This window comes from Streptomyces sp. NPDC101152 (assembly GCF_044768275.1).
Taxonomy (GTDB): domain Bacteria; phylum Actinomycetota; class Actinomycetes; order Streptomycetales; family Streptomycetaceae; genus Streptomyces.
Window position 1 is genome coordinate 256,947 of the sequence record NZ_JBIWPO010000002.1, and the last position, 18,083, is coordinate 275,029.

At 66.3% G+C, this 18,083-nt stretch carries 20 protein-coding genes and 2 pseudogenes; 5 read left to right on the forward strand and 17 right to left on the reverse strand.

Going from position 1 to position 18,083, the window contains the following annotated elements:
- Positions 1 to 49: 49 nt before the first annotated feature.
- From ACIRVK_RS03730 to ACIRVK_RS03785, 12 genes are all read right to left on the reverse strand, one after another.
- Entirely contained in the window at positions 50 to 574 is a 525-nt protein-coding gene (locus ACIRVK_RS03730) for a hypothetical protein (protein WP_404243617.1), read from the reverse strand.
- A gap of 88 nt (positions 575 to 662) precedes the next feature.
- Positions 663 to 890 carry a hypothetical protein gene (locus tag ACIRVK_RS03735; RefSeq protein ID WP_398963045.1) on the reverse strand — a complete coding sequence of 76 codons (228 nt, stop codon included), beginning with the start codon at positions 888 to 890 and terminating at the stop codon, positions 663 to 665.
- A 26-nt stretch (positions 891 to 916) separates the two neighbouring features.
- On the reverse strand, positions 917 to 3,415 hold the full coding sequence (locus ACIRVK_RS03740; RefSeq protein ID WP_404243619.1) for a hypothetical protein: 2,499 nt from the start codon (positions 3,413 to 3,415) through the stop codon (positions 917 to 919).
- A 101-nt stretch (positions 3,416 to 3,516) separates the two neighbouring features.
- Positions 3,517 to 3,909 (reverse strand): hypothetical protein, encoded by a 393-nt coding sequence (locus ACIRVK_RS03745; RefSeq protein ID WP_404243621.1) that lies wholly within the window; start codon positions 3,907 to 3,909, stop codon positions 3,517 to 3,519.
- A 2-nt stretch (positions 3,910 to 3,911) separates the two neighbouring features.
- A complete protein-coding gene (locus ACIRVK_RS03750; RefSeq protein WP_404243623.1) occupies positions 3,912 to 5,225 on the reverse strand; it encodes a hypothetical protein in 1,314 nt (437 codons plus the stop codon).
- 117 nt (positions 5,226 to 5,342) lie between these two features.
- Entirely contained in the window at positions 5,343 to 5,531 is a 189-nt protein-coding gene (locus ACIRVK_RS03755; protein WP_404243625.1) for a hypothetical protein, read from the reverse strand.
- 225 nt (positions 5,532 to 5,756) lie between these two features.
- Entirely contained in the window at positions 5,757 to 5,894 is a 138-nt protein-coding gene (locus ACIRVK_RS03760; RefSeq protein WP_404243626.1) for a hypothetical protein, read from the reverse strand.
- A 29-nt stretch (positions 5,895 to 5,923) separates the two neighbouring features.
- Positions 5,924 to 6,982, reverse strand: coding sequence for a hypothetical protein (locus tag ACIRVK_RS03765; protein ID WP_404243628.1), 1,059 nt, complete (start codon positions 6,980 to 6,982; stop codon positions 5,924 to 5,926).
- A 40-nt stretch (positions 6,983 to 7,022) separates the two neighbouring features.
- Positions 7,023 to 7,400, reverse strand: a complete 378-nt coding sequence (locus ACIRVK_RS03770; RefSeq protein ID WP_404243630.1) for an RRQRL motif-containing zinc-binding protein — start codon at positions 7,398 to 7,400, stop codon at positions 7,023 to 7,025.
- Positions 7,400 to 7,729, reverse strand: a complete 330-nt coding sequence (locus ACIRVK_RS03775) for a hypothetical protein (RefSeq protein WP_404243632.1) — start codon at positions 7,727 to 7,729, stop codon at positions 7,400 to 7,402. Before ACIRVK_RS03775 ends, ACIRVK_RS03770 begins: the two co-directional genes overlap by 1 nt.
- Complete coding sequence (locus ACIRVK_RS03780; RefSeq protein WP_404243634.1) at positions 7,726 to 8,172, reverse strand: Pycsar system effector family protein; 447 nt, start codon at positions 8,170 to 8,172, stop codon at positions 7,726 to 7,728. The genes ACIRVK_RS03775 and ACIRVK_RS03780 overlap by 4 nt, the downstream gene beginning before the upstream one ends.
- Positions 8,169 to 8,462, reverse strand: a complete 294-nt coding sequence (locus ACIRVK_RS03785; RefSeq protein ID WP_398963018.1) for a hypothetical protein — start codon at positions 8,460 to 8,462, stop codon at positions 8,169 to 8,171. Before ACIRVK_RS03785 ends, ACIRVK_RS03780 begins: the two co-directional genes overlap by 4 nt.
- Positions 8,463 to 9,268: 806 nt before the next feature.
- Here ACIRVK_RS03785 and ACIRVK_RS03790 point away from each other — a divergent pair.
- Complete coding sequence (locus ACIRVK_RS03790) at positions 9,269 to 9,985, forward strand: XRE family transcriptional regulator (RefSeq protein ID WP_385228908.1); 717 nt, start codon at positions 9,269 to 9,271, stop codon at positions 9,983 to 9,985.
- Positions 9,986 to 9,987: 2 nt separating this feature from the next.
- Complete coding sequence (locus ACIRVK_RS03795) at positions 9,988 to 10,461, forward strand: NUDIX domain-containing protein (RefSeq protein ID WP_404243637.1); 474 nt, start codon at positions 9,988 to 9,990, stop codon at positions 10,459 to 10,461.
- On the opposite strand, the gene ACIRVK_RS03800 is transcribed toward ACIRVK_RS03795, so the two are convergent.
- Together ACIRVK_RS03800 and ACIRVK_RS03805 are read right to left on the reverse strand one after the other, a co-directional pair.
- Positions 10,449 to 11,015 carry an HD domain-containing protein gene (locus tag ACIRVK_RS03800; RefSeq protein WP_385228914.1) on the reverse strand — a complete coding sequence of 189 codons (567 nt, stop codon included), beginning with the start codon at positions 11,013 to 11,015 and terminating at the stop codon, positions 10,449 to 10,451. The genes ACIRVK_RS03795 and ACIRVK_RS03800 overlap by 13 nt on opposite strands.
- Before the next feature lies 1 nt (position 11,016).
- Complete coding sequence (locus ACIRVK_RS03805; RefSeq protein ID WP_404243639.1) at positions 11,017 to 11,478, reverse strand: GntR family transcriptional regulator; 462 nt, start codon at positions 11,476 to 11,478, stop codon at positions 11,017 to 11,019.
- Between the two features lie 297 nt (positions 11,479 to 11,775).
- Here ACIRVK_RS03805 and ACIRVK_RS03810 point away from each other — a divergent pair, with 297 nt between their 5' ends.
- Positions 11,776 to 13,704 carry a hypothetical protein gene (locus tag ACIRVK_RS03810; protein WP_404243641.1) on the forward strand — a complete coding sequence of 643 codons (1,929 nt, stop codon included), beginning with the start codon at positions 11,776 to 11,778 and terminating at the stop codon, positions 13,702 to 13,704.
- 210 nt (positions 13,705 to 13,914) lie between these two features.
- Here ACIRVK_RS03810 and ACIRVK_RS03815 read toward each other — a convergent pair whose 3' ends face one another.
- On the reverse strand, positions 13,915 to 14,757 hold the full coding sequence (locus ACIRVK_RS03815) for a hypothetical protein (protein WP_404243643.1): 843 nt from the start codon (positions 14,755 to 14,757) through the stop codon (positions 13,915 to 13,917).
- Positions 14,758 to 15,091: 334 nt separating this feature from the next.
- Between ACIRVK_RS03815 and ACIRVK_RS03820 the strand changes: the two are divergent.
- Positions 15,092 to 15,181 (forward strand): annotated as a pseudogene (locus ACIRVK_RS03820) (DUF6233 domain-containing protein); the annotation flags it as partial.
- Positions 15,182 to 15,248: 67 nt separating this feature from the next.
- Here ACIRVK_RS03820 and ACIRVK_RS03825 read toward each other — a convergent pair.
- Together ACIRVK_RS03825 and ACIRVK_RS03830 are read right to left on the reverse strand one after the other, a co-directional pair.
- Positions 15,249 to 15,410, reverse strand: a complete 162-nt coding sequence (locus ACIRVK_RS03825) for a hypothetical protein (RefSeq protein WP_404243917.1) — start codon at positions 15,408 to 15,410, stop codon at positions 15,249 to 15,251.
- Positions 15,407 to 16,607: pseudogene (locus tag ACIRVK_RS03830) on the reverse strand (IS701 family transposase). The gene ACIRVK_RS03825 and the pseudogene ACIRVK_RS03830 overlap by 4 nt, the downstream one beginning before the upstream one ends.
- Positions 16,608 to 16,809: 202 nt before the next feature.
- Here ACIRVK_RS03830 and ACIRVK_RS03835 point away from each other — a divergent pair.
- The gene (locus ACIRVK_RS03835; protein ID WP_404243645.1) at positions 16,810 to 17,820 is read left to right on the forward strand and encodes a hypothetical protein; all 1,011 of its coding nucleotides are present in this window, start codon (positions 16,810 to 16,812) and stop codon (positions 17,818 to 17,820) included.
- The last annotated feature ends 263 nt before the right edge of the window (positions 17,821 to 18,083 follow it).

Genomic DNA, 18,083 nt, shown 5'->3' on the forward strand with positions numbered 1-18,083 from the left:
GGTGCGACCGCCGGTGGCTACTGGGGAACAGTCTGTTTCCCGGTGGGATTCATCCGTGGATCTCGTTGTGGGTCTTGCCGAGCCATCGGGTGTCGGTGTTGACGTGCAGGGTCCTGTTCTCGATGTACGAGGTCCCGTGATGGTGGTTGTGCACCTGGCCTGGCGGCATCGCGGACGCTGCCTGGGCGACGCCCTCACCGCCTTCCTTGACGGCGCGGCCGATCATCTTTGCGGCGATGCCGCCCGCGAGGACCAGGCCGACGGGGGCACCGGCGCCGATGGCGAGGTTGACCGGGCTGGTCTGCCCCACCACGTAGAGCACGAGGGCGGTCATGCCGCCGATCGGGAGGGAGGCCAGGCCCGCGGCGAGCATCACGCCGCTGATGTCCGTGGCCTTCTGGCTCATCGCGGTGCGTCCGTGCTGTGCCACGGGCTGCGCTCCTGTCGGACGCACGGGCGTGGTGTCGCGGTACGCGGAGGCCACGGGGCCGTTGTCGCTGATCCAGTCGGCGATCAGCCGGGCTGCTTCCGCGTCGGCGTGCGCCTTCTCTTCGGGGGTCAGCTCGTGGGACATATGCGCTCCTTGCTCGGGAGACGGCTCGAACGGCAGAGACCGCCCCGTGCCTCCGGAAGGGAGCGGGGCGGTCTCGTGCCGAACTGGCCTACTTGCTGCCGACGTTGTTCACGGTCTGGCTGGCGGTCTGGGCACCGGTGCCGAGCATGTGCTGAACGGTGCTGACGACGTTGCCGCCCCACGGGGTGGCGACCAGGCAGATCCAAAACAGCGAGACCGCGATGAACTCGCGCTTCTTGAAACCGCGGTCCTTCCACATCCAGATGCCGAGAGCGGCGGCGATGATCAGGAACAGGGCGGTGGCGGTGATGGTCATTCGGGTACTCCGTTTCGAGGGTCGTCTCAGGCGTCCAGACGTTCGGCCGTGTGCCAGTCGAGGCCGACCTGCGTGAGCTTGTTGAGGCGTTCGAGCCGGGCCGTCACGTTGGCGACGTTGGACGGCTTCAGCTCGGTGACCTCGGCGATCTGCTTGTTGCGCCGTGCTCCGCCGTCCACGGCGTTCCACACGCGAACCCGGGGCGGAAGGGGCACCAGGGTGTCCAGGTCTTCGTCCTCGACGTCTGCGTTCGCGTCGGCCTCGACGGCCGGGGCCGCGGACTTGTGCATGTCGATGACGACGACGCCTGAACTCTTCTTGCCGGACTTGGACTTGAGCAGGGCGGTCAGGAACGCCTCTTCCTCCGTGGCGTCCATGTGCCGGTACTCGTCGCGGTGCAGGTAGGCGATACCGGCCGCGTCCGCCTCGCGGTCTGTGAGGGTCTTTTGGGGCAGCGTGCGGAACACCTTGGCCGCGTTGTGGTGGTACATGACGCGGGACTGCGTGTACTGCGCTCCGCCGTCGGCGATGTAGCACAGGCCCCCGGTGCCGGACCCGTTCGGGAACGTCTCGGGGATCGGCTCAAGGCGGAACTCGGGGGTGCGCGAGCCCAGCGACATGGTGTCCACGTCGGTGCGCGCGGTGCGGAACAGGGCGATGTTGCCGGACTGGAGCATGTCCCGCACCGCGTTGGCGTCGGCGTTCGAGCCGATGGCGTCCAGGTTGGGCAGCTGCACGTGGGCGCGCGCCCCGATGCCGGCGGCGCGGGTCTGGCGTCCCAGGTGCGAGACGCCCCGCAGGACGGCGGCGGCGTTCTTGCTGCGGCTGCCGTCCTTGGCCATCTCGTTGAACTCGTCGAAGGTCACCGCCATGGGCGCGAACGGCTCGCCCGGCACGAAGAACGACCGGCCCGTCTCCAGGTCGCCGTCCGCGTCACGCCACTGCATGCGCATCTGCTCGGCAAACCGGTGTTTGCCCACGTTGGAGGCGGCCTGCGCCATCAGGGCGAACCCGAGCGGGGACTTGACCAGCCAGTCAAGGTCATCGGTCCACGACGCGTAGCCCACCCCGCCCTTGCCGTCGGCCACCCACGAGACGAACCCGTTGAGGGCCTGGGCGATCAGCAGGGCTTCCTCCAGGGAGGTCTTGCCCGCCCCGGTGGTGCCGGAGTCGAAGGAGTGCACGGCCGACATGCCCGGGGCTCCGGACAGGCCGAACTTGCCCGCGTTGGGGATCATCAGGCGCCACCGGGCGGGCTGGCCGTAGATGTCGCGGCCGACCGTCACGTAGCCGTTGGCGTCCATGCGCAGCGCGTCCAGGTCCAGCGGGACGCCGTCCTGCAGCGGGTTCGAGATCATCTCGTTGACCTCGATCCGGCGGGCGTCCAGGGCCCGCAGGTGCAAGCGGGAGACGGCTTCCTCGCCGGGCATGTCGAGCGCCTGGGCGATCGCGCGGGGCTGCACGGCCGTGGCTGACGTGCCCTTGCGCGGCAGCAGGATCGTGAACTTGCGGCCGGTCTCGGTCTCCTCCACGCCGTACAGCTCACTGCCCTCGTACGGGTTGTACTCCTGCCACACCGACGGCAGGTCATCGCCCGCCTTGACCGTGAGCGGCTTGAGCCGCACGGTCAGCTTGGCCCGGTTGGCGGCCATGTCGTCGGGCCGGTAGATGTTCACCGCGCGCGGCGGGACCTCGAAGGCAATCGAGACCTCGTCCTGGCCCACGGACAGGGCCGACTTGGCGGTCGTGGAGACAATGACCGCCGTCAGCTTGTCCTCGTCCAGCACGACCGAGGTGAGATTGGAGGCAGGCAGCGGGCCCCGGTCGGCGGCGATCCACTCCGCCCACCGGGTGAGGTACCAGTCCTCGTCATGCCCGGCGGCTGGAGCTGTCGTGCGCGGGTCGGGCTTGTCCCACACCCACACCCCCCAAGAGGTGCCCGCGGCCATTGCGACGAGGCGTCCCCACCAGGGCAGTTCTATGTAGCCGGAGGCGGGCAGCGCCACCAGAGGACCGGCCCGCAGCGCGATCTCCGCCGGGCTGTACCGGCGCCACCAGCCGCGCTCCCAGTCCGGCAGCAGCCGGGACCAGGCCGCGCGCAGCGCCTCGCAGCGGCGCTTGCGGACCTCGGCTGTCGCGGCCCGTACCAGGGCGGGGCGGTCGGGGTGGGCGTACCAGCCTGGCAGCGGCTCGTACGGTGCGACCTTCAGGCGCCGGCGCATCCGGCGCAGGCTGCGGCGGTAGCCCCGGCGGCTGCTGCGGCACATCCACTCCCAGGGCTCGCCCTGGCCGGGCAGCCACCGCCACGGGCCCGGCAGCATGCCCAGGGCCGTCCATCCGGCGGCCACGGCACTCGTGCCCAGGGTGGTGACCATCAACAGTTCGCCGCTGAGCAGGGCACCCGCGGCGGCCAGGGCACCCCCCGCATACAGGCCCGGGGAGCGCTGGAGTTCGGCCACCTTCAACCGCAGGCCGCTGACCTCCTGCTTTTCGGTTTCCTTGTTCGCTACGGTCGTTGCTGTCATCGGGCTCCTACTCCGTTCGCGATGACAGAGGGCGGGGCCGCTCCAACGGCCCCGCCCTCAGCGGTGTTCGTGATCTCCGGCCTGCGCCCGTGCGGCGCGGGTCAGCGACGCTTGATGAACTCCCGGTCGGCCATCTGCACGGAGTGCGTGCGGTTCGCGTCCGCCATCCGCCCGTGCTGCGCCTGCGCCTCCTGGCTCAGCCCCTCAGCCGCGTTCGACAGCCCGTCCGCCTCGGAGACGATCCTGCCGACGTTGACGGCCATCGCCTCCGAGAGCGTCGCGACCTCCATGTACGCGGTGGTCGTCGGCTCGTCGACGCTCAGCAGGGTCATCGCGTCGGAGAGATAGCGGGCGGAGTCCGCCCGGTCCTGGAAGCGGGCCTGAAGCCGTTCCACGGCCGACTTGGTGCGCGCGGCCCTGATCGCGTAGGCGCCCGCACGGGCGATGACGGCCGCGTAGGTGATGACGCTGCCGACGGTCTTTGCTGCCCCCATGGTCAGGCCCCCCGGGTCTCGTAGGTCTCGGTGTGCGCGTTGGTGTCCTCGGAGTCGACGGCGTCCGAGACATAGAACTCGCGGTCGGCGACGTCCTCCATGTCCTTGGCGATGTCCGCGTAGACGCCCTGCCCGGTCTCCAGCAGGGTCTTGGCCTTGATCACGGCCTCGCCCTGGGCGACAGTGTTGTCCTTGAGTTCGTCCAGGCTGGAGTGGATGCCCTGGTACTTCTCCAGGGCCCGGGAAATCCAGCCGATGACGGACTCGCCAACGCCCGCGTTGCGCGCGTCGGCAATGAGCGCATCGGCACGGCCGATCTCCCGCTCGCAGCGCACGCCGATCCGGTCGTAGACCTTCACGTCCTCGTCGCACATCAGCGACAGTTCGTCGCTCTCGTCCATCACGGACTCGTAGGTGACTTCCGCTGCCATACGGCCAACTCCGTTTCGTGTCCGTGCCGTTCCGGAACCCGGGGCGGATCCCGGCGGTGTAGCGGGGGTGGTGCCTTCTGCCGCAGGCTCCGGCGCCTTCTCGGCAGCCGTGTCGGCTGCTGCGCCGTCCTCCGGCTTGCGGGGCTCCGGGACCGTCGCGCGCTCTTCAGCGGCCGTCTCCGGCGCTGTCTGCGCCTCCCTGGCGCTCTCCGGCTCGGATGCCTCCTCCGGCACCCTGGCGGGCTCTTCGGCGGCTTCCTCGACGATGGCGGGATCCGGCTCGATGCCCAGTCCGGCGCGCTCCAGCACCTCAGTCCATCGCGCCACCTCGGCATCGTCGGGATAGACCGGGGCGGCCTCCGGAGGTCCGGGGCCCGCTGTGGGCTCCGGCTTCTCGTGAACGGTGGGCGCCTCCTTCGGGATCGGCGGCACCGCCGGCGGGACCGTCGGGGGCAAGGGCACCAGGACCGGGGCGGGGTCGTCGTGCCCCTCCGCCGTGCGGCGTTCGCGGTACTCGCGCACCGCGCTCTTGCCGGTGTCCTTGGCCCAGGCGACGCCGCGCGCAGCCCAGGCGCCGGCCCGTCCCGCGCGACGGCCCATCGGGGTGTAGGTGCGCTCCACCGGGACGTGGCTGCGGTAGCCGGAGCGGAAGGTGCCCGGGACGACCGGGGCCCCCGTGGCGGGGGCAGGTTCCTTCCACGGCGAGACGCCCGGCAGGGGCGCCGGGGGCCGCACGCCGTGCTTGTCCGCGATCTCCCGCACCGCTTTCTCGTGGCGGCGCTGTTCCTTGGCCAGGGCTCGGTCTGCCGGACCGAGGCCCATCGACTCCGCTTCGCTCTGTTTGCCCGCCAGGAAGGCGAGGGCGCAGAGCAGCAGGATCTCCATGCTGTCCCCTCACGGGTGGTCACCGGAGGGACGTGAACGCCTGCCTCGCACGCGTACGCACGCGTATAGGGCATGGAATCGTTCATGTCCACCCCGCGTGAACGTGAACGTGAACGATTACCGTGCGTACCTCTCCGTGATCGCCTGGACGGCCGCCTTCAGCTCGTTCCAGGCGCGAAGCTGCATCGCCGGGTCCAGCTTGGCGACGGCCCCGCGGAAACGGTCCAGCCGCTTCAGCGCACCCGCCTTGGGTGAGATGGCATCCGCTTTCGCGATCGCCTTGGACCAGTAGCCGGCGCCGCTCATCGGCTCAACTCCCTTCGTGCTCTTGTCCGGTCGGGTGGTGTGTTCAGCTCACCGGGTCTGCGCCGGGTCTGCGAGGGTGCCGCTCGCCGGGGCTCACCGGGTCTGCTTCACTGGTGCGGTCGACTGCTTCCGGCAGTCGCAACGACGGCCAGCCCAATTCGCCTGGGCTGGCCGTCATTGGTGTGTGCCGGACAAGGTGTGCGTGACGAAGCCGTGCGGGGTGCGTCAGGCTTCGTCGGCGCGGTTCTGCTCACACGGATCACACATCGCTACCTGCCAGTCCTCGTCGCAGACTTCCCAGGCGAACGGGTCCCGCCTGACGCGCACGTCCGGCTTGTCCTCGGCGCAGAATTCGCACTTCACGCTGGCTCCTTGCTGGTTGGGGCGGGTGATCAGTTCAGGTCGGATTCCTCGTGGGACATCAGCGAGCCCCACGCCTTGCGCACGCGCTGTTCCCCGCCGACGAACCCCACCTCACGGAACGCGGCGACGGCCTGGCGGTAGGACAGCGGCGGATCGTCGCTGTAGCGCAGGTGCCGCAGCACGACGACGAGTTGAGCGTCGCTGAGCGGCTCCCCGATCGCGGGCGCGTCGACCCCGGACACGGCGGCGATTTCGTCCAGCGTCACGGGCGGTGTGACGGGGGCCGTCACGGGCGTGACGCCCTGCGGCGGCACGGTCTCCAATTCGCCCGTGACCTGCGTGTCTTCATCCGTGACGGGGGGTGTGACGCCCTCCTCGCCTGCGGCCTCGACGGCGCGCGGTTCGGGGGCGGCCGTCACGCCCGTGGCGGGGGCCGTGACGGGAAGGGCGAACATGCCCGCCAGTGCATCGTTCGCGCCGATCGTCATCCGCTCCCGCTGCACGTCGACCAGGCGCGCCCCGAGCAGGGCATCCCCGGTGCCGACCTTCTTGGCGAGCTTCCAGGACTCCCGCTCGGAGTCCTGGCGGGCGTCCTCGTCGGGGTGGTTGGCGGCGCGGGCCCGGTGGTAGGCGAGCTTCTGCATGACCTCGGCGTTGCGGCGCTGGGCTTCGGCGTCCACGCCGGTGCGGTAGACCACGATGCGGCGCGCGAGCAGGCCCATGCCCTCCGCGGCCACGCACATGGCCATGGGGGTGAAGGCGAACACCACCGACTCCGTGCCGGACGGCGCGATGACGGCGCCGGTCAGGGAAGCTACCGCGGGCAGCGTCCACAGCCCGATGCGCACGGGCGCCGGGGAGGACTGGCCCAGCATGGTCAGGCCCACCAGGGTCAGCGCGAGCACCAGGGTGGCGCCCTCACCCGCGGCGACCACACCCAGCGCGGTGGCGGAGCGGTGGAACACGGACGTGATGTTGGTGTAGGTGCCCCACGCTCCCAGACCGCCGGCGGCGACCATGGGCAGCGCGGCGGCCACCAGTACAAGTGCCTGGCCCCAGCTCAGGGACCGTTCCGGGGGATGCTTCACGGCTTGCTCCTTCTCGGGAAGTTACCGCCGAACCAGGCGGTCAGGCGGCTTGCTGGTCGTCGGGGTAGGCGCACGGGACGCACACCCCGAGCGAGACGGGGATGACGTATCCGGCATCCCGGCGGCACTGCGGGCAGGTACGGCGGGCGCGCATCGCGCAGCCCAGGGCCCGGCGCTTGGCCGGGGTCATCGGCCGTACCGGCTTGGCCTTTTCGAGCCTGTAGAGGTAAGCGACCAGTGGCCCGCGTCGGCAGCGCGGCCGGAGCACCTGTGCCGCGATCGGCTGTCCGCCGGGGCGCAGGCCACGGGCTCGTAACTGCCGTCTGGTCGCGAATCCGTCCGGTGCACAGCGCCAGGGGTAGGTGGGGATGCCGTAGCGGGCGCCGGTCGGGTCGAAGCACTTGGCCAGCGCGGCCATCAAGCCGCTGCCCCGACCGATGCCGGGGCGGGGACGTCGCCGTAGCCGACCAACTCCAGCTCGGCACCCGCGTACGCGATGGTCGTGCGCAGGACGCGCGTTCGGCCGTCGCTCTGCAAGCGGTAGGTCACCTCCTCGGGAGCGACGCCCAACGCCTCGCGCCAGGCCTCGAACCCGGTCAGACCGGAGTGAAGCGCCAGCTCCAACCGGTCCGGGTAGATGGGTGAGATGCCCACGGTCGGTGCCGGCAGGTGCCCGAAGTCCACAACCAGCAGACGTAGCGCCCGCAGCGGCACGGCCAGGCCGTCGAGCGTCAGACCGTCGTTCATGCCACACCCCCCAACGCGAGCAGGGCAGCCAGGATGAGCAGGGCGCCACCCGCAAAGGTCAGGTCGATGGCGCGGCGCAGGCAGGTGAACTTGGCTACCGCCAGCCGGGACAAGCCTGCGACGTCGGCGGCGAGATCACCGGAGACCGCGGCGGGAATCTCCTGCGGCGTCAGCGTGGCCCACAGCGGGAAGCCGTGCCGCCCGCGCAGGTTCGGCCGCACCGACCGCAGCAGCAGACCGGCCGCCGCAACCATGAGCGCTAGACCGAGTCCGCCCGCCACGTACGCGGGGGCGTTCAGCGGCAGGTCACGCGCCACCGTCCACGCGCCGGCGAGCACCGCGCCGACGAACGCCAGCAGCAGACCTGTCTTGGTGTCGGTCCGCGCAATCTCCGCCTTCACCTCGGCGTGCGCGGCCGTCAGATCCTGTCCGGCGGCACTCATGCAGCCACCCCCCGACCTGCCGCACGGCGGCGGGCAGGGCGGACCAGCGGGACCACGTTGAACAGGTCCAGGTGGTCCTCAACCACCCGCGCGGCCAAGCGGATCAGATCGTCCGGGAGCTCCCGGTACTCGGGGTCGGCCAGGATGTCACGCGCCGCGTCCAGACGCGCCGCACGCTCCTCGTCGCTCTCTCCCTCCACTCCCAGCCACAGTTCAACCGGGGTACCGAGCGCCAGTTCCGCGAACTCCGCGTCAGTGACGGCCTGATGACCGGCAACGATGTACTTCATGGGCGTCTCTCCTCACAGTGGAGCGGCCACAACGCCTGGAGAAGCCTCAACAGGCGCGCGCCGCGGGAAAGGAACCGCACCTGGACGGGGCGCGGTTGGAACTCGGAAGTGCTCATCAAACGGGCAGGCCACCGACGTGATCGGCGCCCTGCCCGCATGACGAGTGACGGGCCATGACAGGCCCGCCCTCGTGCCTAAGTGCAGCCGCGTGGGCGTCTGTGACGCTGCGGCCGTGTCTTCCAATGACATCGCCCGTTTCGGCTCTCACGCGCAACGTGAGGGACTGCCTAGTCCGTTCGTGGTGACACTCGGAAGCTGTGTCGCCGCGGTCCTATCCACCGACCGGTCGTCGCGGGGAGTCGCCCTCGCTCGGGATTCGGTGTCTCAGTGCCAGTGCACTCACGAGCCTGCGAAGTTCGGTTCCGCGCTCGTGGACCGCTGTCCAGGTTGTTCGCACCGGGTCTGACAGCCACGGGCTGCGTCTGCCGCTCCCCTCCGGCCTGACGGTCGGCGGGTGGTGCTGCTGCCGCTCGAACCGCGTGTAAGCGGGTCCGGCGGACCTTGCTGTTGCAGTATCTGTTTTACAGGTACTGCATAGAGGTCCGTCAAGTACCGGTGTCGGACCCTGTGGTGTTCACGCCGGGACTTCTTGGCGCACAATCAGAATCGCCCCAGGTCAGGGGAGTTCGTCACCCCCTGCATGGACAGCTCCAAATCATGTGGCTACCGTCAAGAAGTCCCTAGAAGTCCATGCGGGGGTAAAGGTGTCCAACGAACGGTTGAGGTCTGCCCTGTTAGCTCGTGGCATGACGATCCAGGACCTGTCCGCTGAGATTGGGGTGATCCCCAAAACCATCGAGCGCTGGATCACGCAGGGCAAGGTGCCGTACAGGCGCCACCAGTACGCAACGGCGGCGGCCCTCCGGGTTGACGTGACGATGCTGTGGGACGACTCCCGGACTCAGGAATCCGCAACTGACCTGAGCAAGGCCGAGATCGTGACCGCCTACCCTCACCGGCACGTGGTGCCGTCAACCCTCTGGCGCGAGATGTGTGAGCGCGCCACGGAGCGCATCGACATCCTCGTGTACGCAGGCATCTACCTGGCGGAGGATCCACTGTTCTTCTCGACCCTGAAGGAGAAGGCGGAGAGCGGCGTGCGCATCCGAGTGCTGATGGGGGACCCAGAGTGCGAAGCAGTCATCCGTCGAGGCATCGACGAAGGGCACCGCATCATGGACGGCAAGATCCGCAACGCGCTGGTCAACTACCGACCGCTGTTCACCAGCCACCCGGAGATTGCCTTCCGCCTGCATGACACGGTGCTCTACAACTCGATCTATCGCGCCGATGACGAGATGCTGGCCAACACCCATGTGTATGGCATTGGCGCCTACATGGCGCCCGTGTTCCACCTGCGGCGGCTTCCGGGAGGTGGGCTCTTCGACACCTTCGCCAACAGCGTGCAGCAGACCTGGGAAGGCGCCAGGCCGGTAACCGAACACGACATCACGGGAGCTTGAGTATGGGGCGCATCGACTACCTGCACGATCCGGACGCTCCTCCGGCCAACTCAGTCGTTCCCTCGGTCGTGGCGTTTGTCCAGAACGATGCGGGACAAGTGCTCATGATCCAGCGATCCGACAACGGACGTTGGGCGCTACCCGGCGGTGGCCACGACGTGGGCGAGTCCATCAGTGACACGGTGGTTCGGGAGGTCTGGGAAGAGACCGGTATCACGGCGGAGGTCGTCGATCTGTCCGGGATCTACACAGACCCTGGTCACGTTATGCGGTACGACGATGGCGAAGTCCGGCAGCAGTTCAGCATCTGCTTCCGCGCGCGGCCCGTCGGCGGCGAGTTGCGTACGAGCAACGAGACGACGCAGGTCCGTTGGGTCGACCCAACGGACCTGCGAGAGCTGGACGTTCATCCCACGATGCGGCTCCGTATCGAGCACGCCATGGATCGAACGCGAACCGCTCCCTACATCGGCTGACGCTTGGCGGCGGCGACGCGTTCGAGGACACGGGACGTGCAAGCGTGGATCTCGGGCTCAGCGCGGCGGATGAACTTTCCGATCAGGCTGTCGGGCCCATAGCGTCCAGCGATCTCGTTGATCCGGTCGATCGGGTTCGTGGGCGTGCCGTCCGGCGTGGTGTTCATGTCGCAGTAGCAGAGCGCGTCGTTCAGGTGTGCACTCTCGCGCGGGAACTCTTCCTCCAGTTCTTCGCGCAGGCCGCGCGCATCCGCTTCCAGCCAGGAGCAAGAGTGATGGGCGACCAGGTTGATGACGCGCCGGTCGGCGTTGGCTACGTCCCGGAGGTAGCGGGCGCCGTCGAGCGGGTGAAAGCCCGTCTTGGCCAGGTCCGGCGCATAGCCGATGTCGTGCAGTACTGCCGCCGCCTCCAACAGATCCGCATCCTGCCCAAGAACGAGAGCGATCGTGCGTGCCCTCTCGGCAACCCCTAGGCAGTGCTTCCACCGCCGCGGCAGCGGCTCGGCGAGCAGGGACTCAGCCAGGGGATAGGCCCACTCCGTCAACGTCGGCAAGCTACGAACGCTCCTCTCGTGTTGGCACGGCGCGGACTGTCCGCACCCTGCCCTGTCCTCCCCCCGCCAGCACGCCGGCGGTTTCCAACTTCTCCAGAGCTTTGGTCACCGTGGGACGGGAGACCCCGAACCGTTCGGCGAGCACGGAAGCACTCGGGAACGCTTCCCCTACCGCGAGTCCGTCAGCCGTGATGATGTCTGCGATCCGCTGATCGAGCGGACGCCGGTCGACTCGTGCCCCCGCGCGCACGACGCGCCATCGCTCGCCCGGCGCCGGCTCGGCTACACCCTGCTGCCGCAACACGCCGAACGCGCGGAGGGCGACCCCGCGCGAGACCTTGTGGTCGCGCATGACCTCAGCCAGCGACGGGAGCTCCTTCATGGTTGGGTCGGCCGCGATCCGGGCCTTCACTGCATCCGCGACCTTCAGGAAGGTGCCTCGGGGGCTCGCTTGCTGCGACACGTGTTGTCCCTCCCAATCTCAGCTCGTCGCCTGGTCCAAGCTTCCCATGCTCGCTCGGGGCAACGAAGACGGCTAGGCATGAGGGGGCCTCGTTACCGACTTGACGTGCTGCGCATTTCTGCCCACCCGGCTCGTTCGTGCGGGTGCAAAAAATCTCCAGAATTGAGCATGGTCCCCGCGTAGAATGTGAACCGAGTGATCGACTCCTTGACCGTCGTTCGTGTTGTCGTGCTCGAAGAAGCTCGGAGTCAAGGAATCTGCGACTTGCGGTATAGGACTTTTTGCGGGGAGGGCTTCGTGAGTGAGGGCGATTCCGTGGCCAGCAGTTCGGGTCTTTCTGATGAATCGCGATCCAGTGTTGACCCTCCTGGTCCGGAAGCAATCACGTATCGGCATGATCCATCCTTGGTTCCTGCCTTGGCGGGCCTCGCGGATGCAGCATGTGAAGAGGCAGACGACCTGGTGACAGCAAGTCTACGCATTCGACAAATCGCGGAGGATTCCGAGGCGTCGTTTGATCTTTCCGCTCTACAGGTGCTGACCACAACCTTTACGTATCATCTTGCGACGCGTCCATTCATGTCGGCCCAGCCAGGTGCATCTCTGGTTCCGCTGGATGGGCCGTCAACTTTTCCGATGGCGCTGCGCGACGCCGATAGTGACGTTCGAGCACTGTGGCTCTCTCTTTATTCAGCCGTGACGCATCCTGTGGTGAAGGCCCGCTGTGCAGATATCGTCTTTAGTCTTCGTCTGGCAAATGCCCGTGACGCTGCGGAAGAAGCGGTCCGCGCTTATCTGGATTCAATCGGGAGTAGCCTTTCTATTACTGAGCAGGGAACAGGTTTGTTGCGCGCGTGGGAGCTTGCGCGTTCAGTAAATCTCTCGTCAATGATGCAGCGGGTTAAGACGGTCATGTTGGATATGGCGGAGAGTCTGCTGAACGATGGAGAAGAAGGGTACATCTTCATCAATCTGATGGATGCCTTGAGTGCGCCGCAACGCAAGAAGAATGCGCAGCCGGTAGACCCCAGGGTCGACGATCTGCTCGAAAGGGCGCTTCTGGCCTACCCGGGTACGCTTGTCGTTGGTCAAATAGCTGCGCTTGTCCGGCGTAGAGCTGCTGCTACAAACGACGATGCCCGTGCTCGGCACGCCAGCGAGGTTGAGGTCAAGGCTTATTTGAGTGATGCCGATAAGGCCGTTGACGCGCTAGTCATCAGGGCCCATTTGAATGACGCGGCATCGCTCGCTCGTCGACTCAACGTTCCGGAACTGGAAAGTTTGGCCATCTCTCGTTTGCAGTCTGCTCCTCCTGTCAAGTGGCAGACCGTAGTAATTGAGGGCAAAATCCCGAATGCTTATATTCGTGGCTACCTGCGGCCATACAGAAGGGTCGAGACATGGCGTAAAGCCCTGCATGTCTGGTTCAATAGCGAGGCGCCCAGCGGTACCCTGGCTAGCAATGAGGCGGTAGCACGCGGTGTGCTGACTCGTTCGGTGTTCACTAGGCTTGCAACGACGGTCGTATTTGGTCCGGGCGATCTCCCCAGACGTGTTCTTTCAGAAGGCGACGCAGCATTCGAGCACGAGCTAGTCCGTGCAGAGACCTGGGGGATCAATTTTCACGGGATACTTCTTGCTGACGCTCTAGATATTATCAAGGAACGCTTTGGGATCCCTTGTTTCAGGGATCTGGAAGAGTTTATTGTCGCATCGGGAACTCATCTTGCGTCGGGTAGAGCTCTTGCGAAAGGACTGATTCTCTACTGGGTCGGCGAGTTTGATGCTTGTGTGCATCTCGTTGTCCCCAAAGTTGAAGCATCGGTTCGGGCGCTCCTGCTGGAATTGAATGAGCCTGTTTATAAAACGCAAGTCGGCGATGGAGTGGGGCAATTTCCGGGCCTTGGCGCGCTTCTCCCATACCTGATGGAAAATGGGTTCGACCCTGACTGGGAGCGTTTCCTGAGAACTTTTCTCCTTGGAGACGGTATGGGTGTCCGCAACCTTGTTGCTCACGGATTTATGGACACTGTGAGCCGTGAGAAGGCCGCTCTGGCGCTCCGGGCGTACTCGCTGCTGGTGCTCATTACCTCCCACGAGCACGCCGAGAGGGATGCGGGGCTCGTGAAGGCTAGCTTGGCCAACCCGCTCGGAGTGCCGTCACGTCTGTGGTGGCGGCGCATCGGGCGTGCTCTGCGAGCGGCCCGAAACGAGCTACTTAGGTAAGCGTGCTGGGCTTCAACTGGTCTAAACGGCCGCTTATTCCATGGCTAGCCGGTCGCATCCGCTCAAGTCTCACAGGGCTTGTGGCTATGTAGGAAGCCGAGTGTGTCCCGCAAGCCAAGTCATCGTGCCAGCGCCACTGGCAGCAGATGCGGCCCCAGCGGCGATTAGAGCGACAGCCGTCTCTGACATGTAACGCCTCATCACCCGGTTCTACGTGAGGATATTGTTGAGAAACGGAACGTACTCTGTCATGTTGGGAGTGGGTTTCGAGAAAACAAATTCAATTCCCTCCGTCCTTCCGAGCCCTGGCCAGGCGATCTTGAGAAGCAGATAGCATGCAGCCAACGTCTCCCGGAATTCATTCTCGACGGTGACCAAGGCGCTGGGAACATGGACAGGACCATTACTTTCCCAGAAGTCCGCATTGTTGTAACCGGCCCGGCTGTGCGCATAGCCACACAAGCGGCTGTAGAGCTTTCGAAACCATGCATCGCTGTCCTTAGCGTTTCTACCAAAGATGCCCAGCGGGGCTGCTGCGCCTTCAACCTGGAGACCTGGCACGCTTTCTCTCAGCCAAACACAGCTTTGACCGAAGGAAACTTCCTGACCTCGGCGCCATTTCTCATAGAGTTCGGGATTCGAGTGAACCGTTAGAGCCGCGCCTACGGTCATTACCTCCAGGGCGTTTCTTAGGCACCCGACAGCTTGCCGGTAATAGCCGTGCACGGCATTGAAGACGAGTGCATCGAATTCTTCGCCAGCAAGGAGTTGGATTTCATCCATGCTCGGGCAAACTCCTGGATCTGGCCAAGAGAAAACCCAGCCAGATTCCAGTTGATGCAGAGCGGCGAACGTATTCCCCTGGTGGCTGCTGGTCCGAAGAACCACATCAGTGGGGAGATTCATCACGCTATCCCAATCATCTCGCGGGACAAGATCCCGCGGTGGCAAATCCGGTTCCTCGCTCGAAAGCGCGAACAGGTGGGGTGCAAAGAGAAAGCGTTGTCTACGGAAATCTTCTTCGGGGAGGTGGATGTAGTCGGACTCAGTCATTTTTGGATCGTACGCCTCGATCGTCTTCGGTTGCCAGGGGTAGGTTCACACCTTATTGCGGCAAGGTACCGACGGCACCTTGCCGGCAGCAGCGATGGACGTCGCCGCATTCGCATGTCATCTCTTTGAACGCCCCGATCCACATTCGGAACTTGCTATGAGCTGTCGCCTCCTTGGAGCAGCAGGCGTGCATGACCGGACGCCCGTCGGGACACGGTGAGGTGGAAGCGACCGCCGCCTGGGATGGCGATGGTGCTGATCCTGCGCGGCTGTAGCGCTCCCGGGCGATGTACCGGAGCGCCTCACTCTGCCCCGGGTGGTAGTGCGCCGTTGCGTGCATGTCGGGGACTGCTGGAACGCGGGCATGCGCTGCCGGGCCATCTGCCGGGACCAGGCTCGGCGCGCGCTCGACGACAGGATCAAAGGGCATGCCTGCAAGTCCAGCCCGATGCGGCCCTGCGGATGCTGGACTAGTACTACAGCCGGTGGTTTCACGGTGAGTGAGCGCGGGCCGCGCGGGTGCGGTAGTGGCTGGCACGGGCCCGGACTTGGTGGCGGGTGCGCCAGCGGTGCCAGTGCATGGCCAGCCAGGTCCGGGCGGTGCGGGCGGGGGCGAGGACGAGCCGGTCGTACAGGCGGCGGATCTCGTTCACGGTCGGGTGTCGGGCGTCGGCGACTGACTGGGTATTAGCCGGCTCCGGACAGCGACCAGGAAGGCCATCGCGAGCATGCACACGGTGGTGTGCCGGTACCACGAGCACCACTTGCGCACCTCGTGCTCATCCAGCCCCACCTGCCCCTTCGCCACCTGGAATGACTCTTCCACCATCCAGCGCCGCCCGGCGGCGACCACCAGCTCGGCCAGGGTGGCGCCCGGATCGGTGTGACACAGGAAGTAGGCGACCTCGCGGATGAGTTGACCGGTCCTCTTGTCCTTCTTGTTGGGCACGGTGGAGCGGCGGATCAGCAGGTGGCGCTCCAGCCCCTGGGAGGTGGGCTCGAGCTGGACGGCTGCCCAGTCGTACTCGCGCGGCCCCTTGGCGCCGTCGGCGCACGAGCGGCGCTCCAACGCCTCCTCGGGCACGACCGCATACAACTCGCGGGCCTGGCGCGTCCGGCCGTCCGGCAGCAAAACCACCTCGTCTTTGGGCACCGCGAGCACGTAGCGCACCTGGCGTTCTTCCAGCCAGTCGCGCAGTGAGCGGCACTGGCCGTACGCCTCGTCGGCCAGGAAGTAGGAGAACGACACCCCGGCGGCCAGGGCGCGCTCGAGCATGCGCCGGGCGAGCTCTGGTTTGGTGGCCACCGCGGTGGCGCGTTCGGGTGGGATGCCCTGCTCGGTGCAGCGGCGTTCGTGTTCGGCGGTGGTGCCCGCCCATGCCCTGCCGAGGTAGAGCTCGCGGTCGATCAGGGTGCGGCCTCGGCTGGACCCATACGACAGGTGCACGCTGACCTGGGCGTTCTCGATCCTGCCCGCGGTGCCGGAGTACTGCCGCTGCACCCCGGCGCTCTTGGTTCCCTTCTTCAGGTCCCCGGTCTCATCCGCGATCAGCACTGCGTCCTGATCGGCCAGCGCAGCGACCGCGTAGTCCCGCACCCGGTCACGCAGCTCGTCCGCGTCCCACGCGGCTTTGGCCAGGAAGCCCTGCAGCCGGTCGGGGTTGGGGTGGGCCGGCGAACTCGGCCAGCTGCCACATGTTCTTCCGCGGCACCTCGCTCAGCAGCCCGCGAACCATCGCCCGCAGGTTCTCCCGCGAGGCCGGACGCGCGAAAACGTCATCGACCGAGGCGCACAACGCCTCCAACTCCCCGTCCAGCACCCGGATCTCGGCCTCGTCCAGCTCGCCCATTCCAACCGCCTGCGGCGGCAGTATCAGTCCCACGAACGGAGCAACGAGCCGACCATCATCACGTCACGTGAACCACCGGCTGTAGTACTAGGTGCTGAGGCAGTGATGAGCATCACACAAGACGCTCCAAGATTTTCTTTGTTTCGGGTCCTTCCTGCGCCTAGAGGTAGGAAACCTCATCTGGGACCAGCAAGGAGTCCGCATGTCTTTCGTTGCGCGCTCGGGCCAAAGTCGGCTCTCCGCTACTCATTGCGACGGCCTGTGCCTTGACCCGCAAATCGTCTTGAGCGCCAGTCGGCCAGCGCCGGACCGGAGCTTCCCCTGCACCCGCCGTGCCGATGCACTGCCCCATCCGCTAGAGCCTGACCCCGAAGATGTTGTCGCCGGCATGTACCCCCTGCTTCCCCGCAAGGTGTTGGTCAAGCTAGGGGTATTCGAACGCGAAAGCTATGCTGGCTCGATCCGCAGCGTCATCCTTTGCGTCGTTCTGCCCGCAGATTTGATGTTGCAGCGTATGCCCCCTGCGTCGCAGAAACGCCGAGTAATCCGCCCCGGACAAGCAGCTGACTACCTGTTGACGCTTGTCCAGTGCTGGCGAAAGTTCCCCACACCGCCGGTCCGCAGTGCTCTCCTTGCTGCGCTGATTGCCCGTAACGCTGCAATCGACGGAGACGTGGACCAGGTGGATGCCTTCGCCCGAACATGGCTGGGCTTGCGCCGGCCAGAAGCATGGCGTGAGGCCGTAGAGATGGCGCTGCTGGGCAATTGGGTTGAGGAACTGACCCAAGGAGTGGCAAGCGATTCAGTCCTAGCCCAGCTTCTGCACCGACAAGCGCGCATTGAGCACCGTCACTTGCAGCCTCTGTGGGAGCACAGAGTACGAAACAAACACATCGTGCTACTCAGCCAAGAGATTGGCGCCAGCCTCACCGTGGAGGATCTGTTAATCGACCGCCATACGCCGGAAACGCAAGCCCTTCACGGCCAACCAATCAGCGATCCAATCGCGTCGGTGTTTCGCGGCCTGTCCGAAACCGAGGCAGCAATCGCCCTCCAGAGGGCGTACTCGGGTGACACCTGGGCTGCCGCAGCGATTCGGAAGGGGATGCCCGCTGCCTATGGCGAACGAGTGCGGTCCAAGCTCAGGCGACTTGGGGAGAAGTACACCGCACGACGCGCATCGGCCAATGCGACGACGGCGGTGATGTCGTGAGAGTACTTGTCGCGGCCCTGCCAGAGTTTCTGGGCAGTCTCTGTGCCGCACTTGTCATCGCTAGCGCCAGGCGCATGTGTAGCCGGATGAAGGAGCGACCGGCCCGATCGGCACCGTCGGAAGACACTGGCAACGATCCGCTAGCCGCCGTCTCTCCTGAGCGGTGACTCCCCTGACGGACTGGACGGAAGGTCCTCGTCTGCGCCTCTACGCTGCGCCGTCACCGACCGCAGATTTCCAAGATCAGGACGAGACGTGGACGA

Coding starts and splice junctions, on each gene's coding strand:
- ACIRVK_RS03730 (WP_404243617.1), bottom strand. CDS start 574: ATGTCCCACGAGCTGACCCCCGAAGAGAAGGCGCACGCCGACGCGGAA.
- ACIRVK_RS03735 (WP_398963045.1), bottom strand. CDS start 890: ATGACCATCACCGCCACCGCCCTGTTCCTGATCATCGCCGCCGCTCTC.
- ACIRVK_RS03740 (WP_404243619.1), bottom strand. CDS start 3,415: ATGACAGCAACGACCGTAGCGAACAAGGAAACCGAAAAGCAGGAGGTC.
- ACIRVK_RS03745 (WP_404243621.1), bottom strand. CDS start 3,909: ATGGGGGCAGCAAAGACCGTCGGCAGCGTCATCACCTACGCGGCCGTC.
- ACIRVK_RS03750 (WP_404243623.1), bottom strand. CDS start 5,225: ATGGAGATCCTGCTGCTCTGCGCCCTCGCCTTCCTGGCGGGCAAACAG.
- ACIRVK_RS03755 (WP_404243625.1), bottom strand. CDS start 5,531: ATGAGCGGCGCCGGCTACTGGTCCAAGGCGATCGCGAAAGCGGATGCC.
- ACIRVK_RS03770 (WP_404243630.1), bottom strand. CDS start 7,400: ATGGCCGCGCTGGCCAAGTGCTTCGACCCGACCGGCGCCCGCTACGGC.
- ACIRVK_RS03775 (WP_404243632.1), bottom strand. CDS start 7,729: ATGAACGACGGTCTGACGCTCGACGGCCTGGCCGTGCCGCTGCGGGCG.
- ACIRVK_RS03780 (WP_404243634.1), bottom strand. CDS start 8,172: ATGAGTGCCGCCGGACAGGATCTGACGGCCGCGCACGCCGAGGTGAAG.
- ACIRVK_RS03785 (WP_398963018.1), bottom strand. CDS start 8,462: ATGAAGTACATCGTTGCCGGTCATCAGGCCGTCACTGACGCGGAGTTC.
- ACIRVK_RS03790 (WP_385228908.1), top strand. CDS start 9,269: ATGACGATCCAGGACCTGTCCGCTGAGATTGGGGTGATCCCCAAAACC.
- ACIRVK_RS03795 (WP_404243637.1), top strand. CDS start 9,988: ATGGGGCGCATCGACTACCTGCACGATCCGGACGCTCCTCCGGCCAAC.
- ACIRVK_RS03815 (WP_404243643.1), bottom strand. CDS start 14,757: ATGACTGAGTCCGACTACATCCACCTCCCCGAAGAAGATTTCCGTAGA.
- ACIRVK_RS03835 (WP_404243645.1), top strand. CDS start 16,810: ATGTCTTTCGTTGCGCGCTCGGGCCAAAGTCGGCTCTCCGCTACTCAT.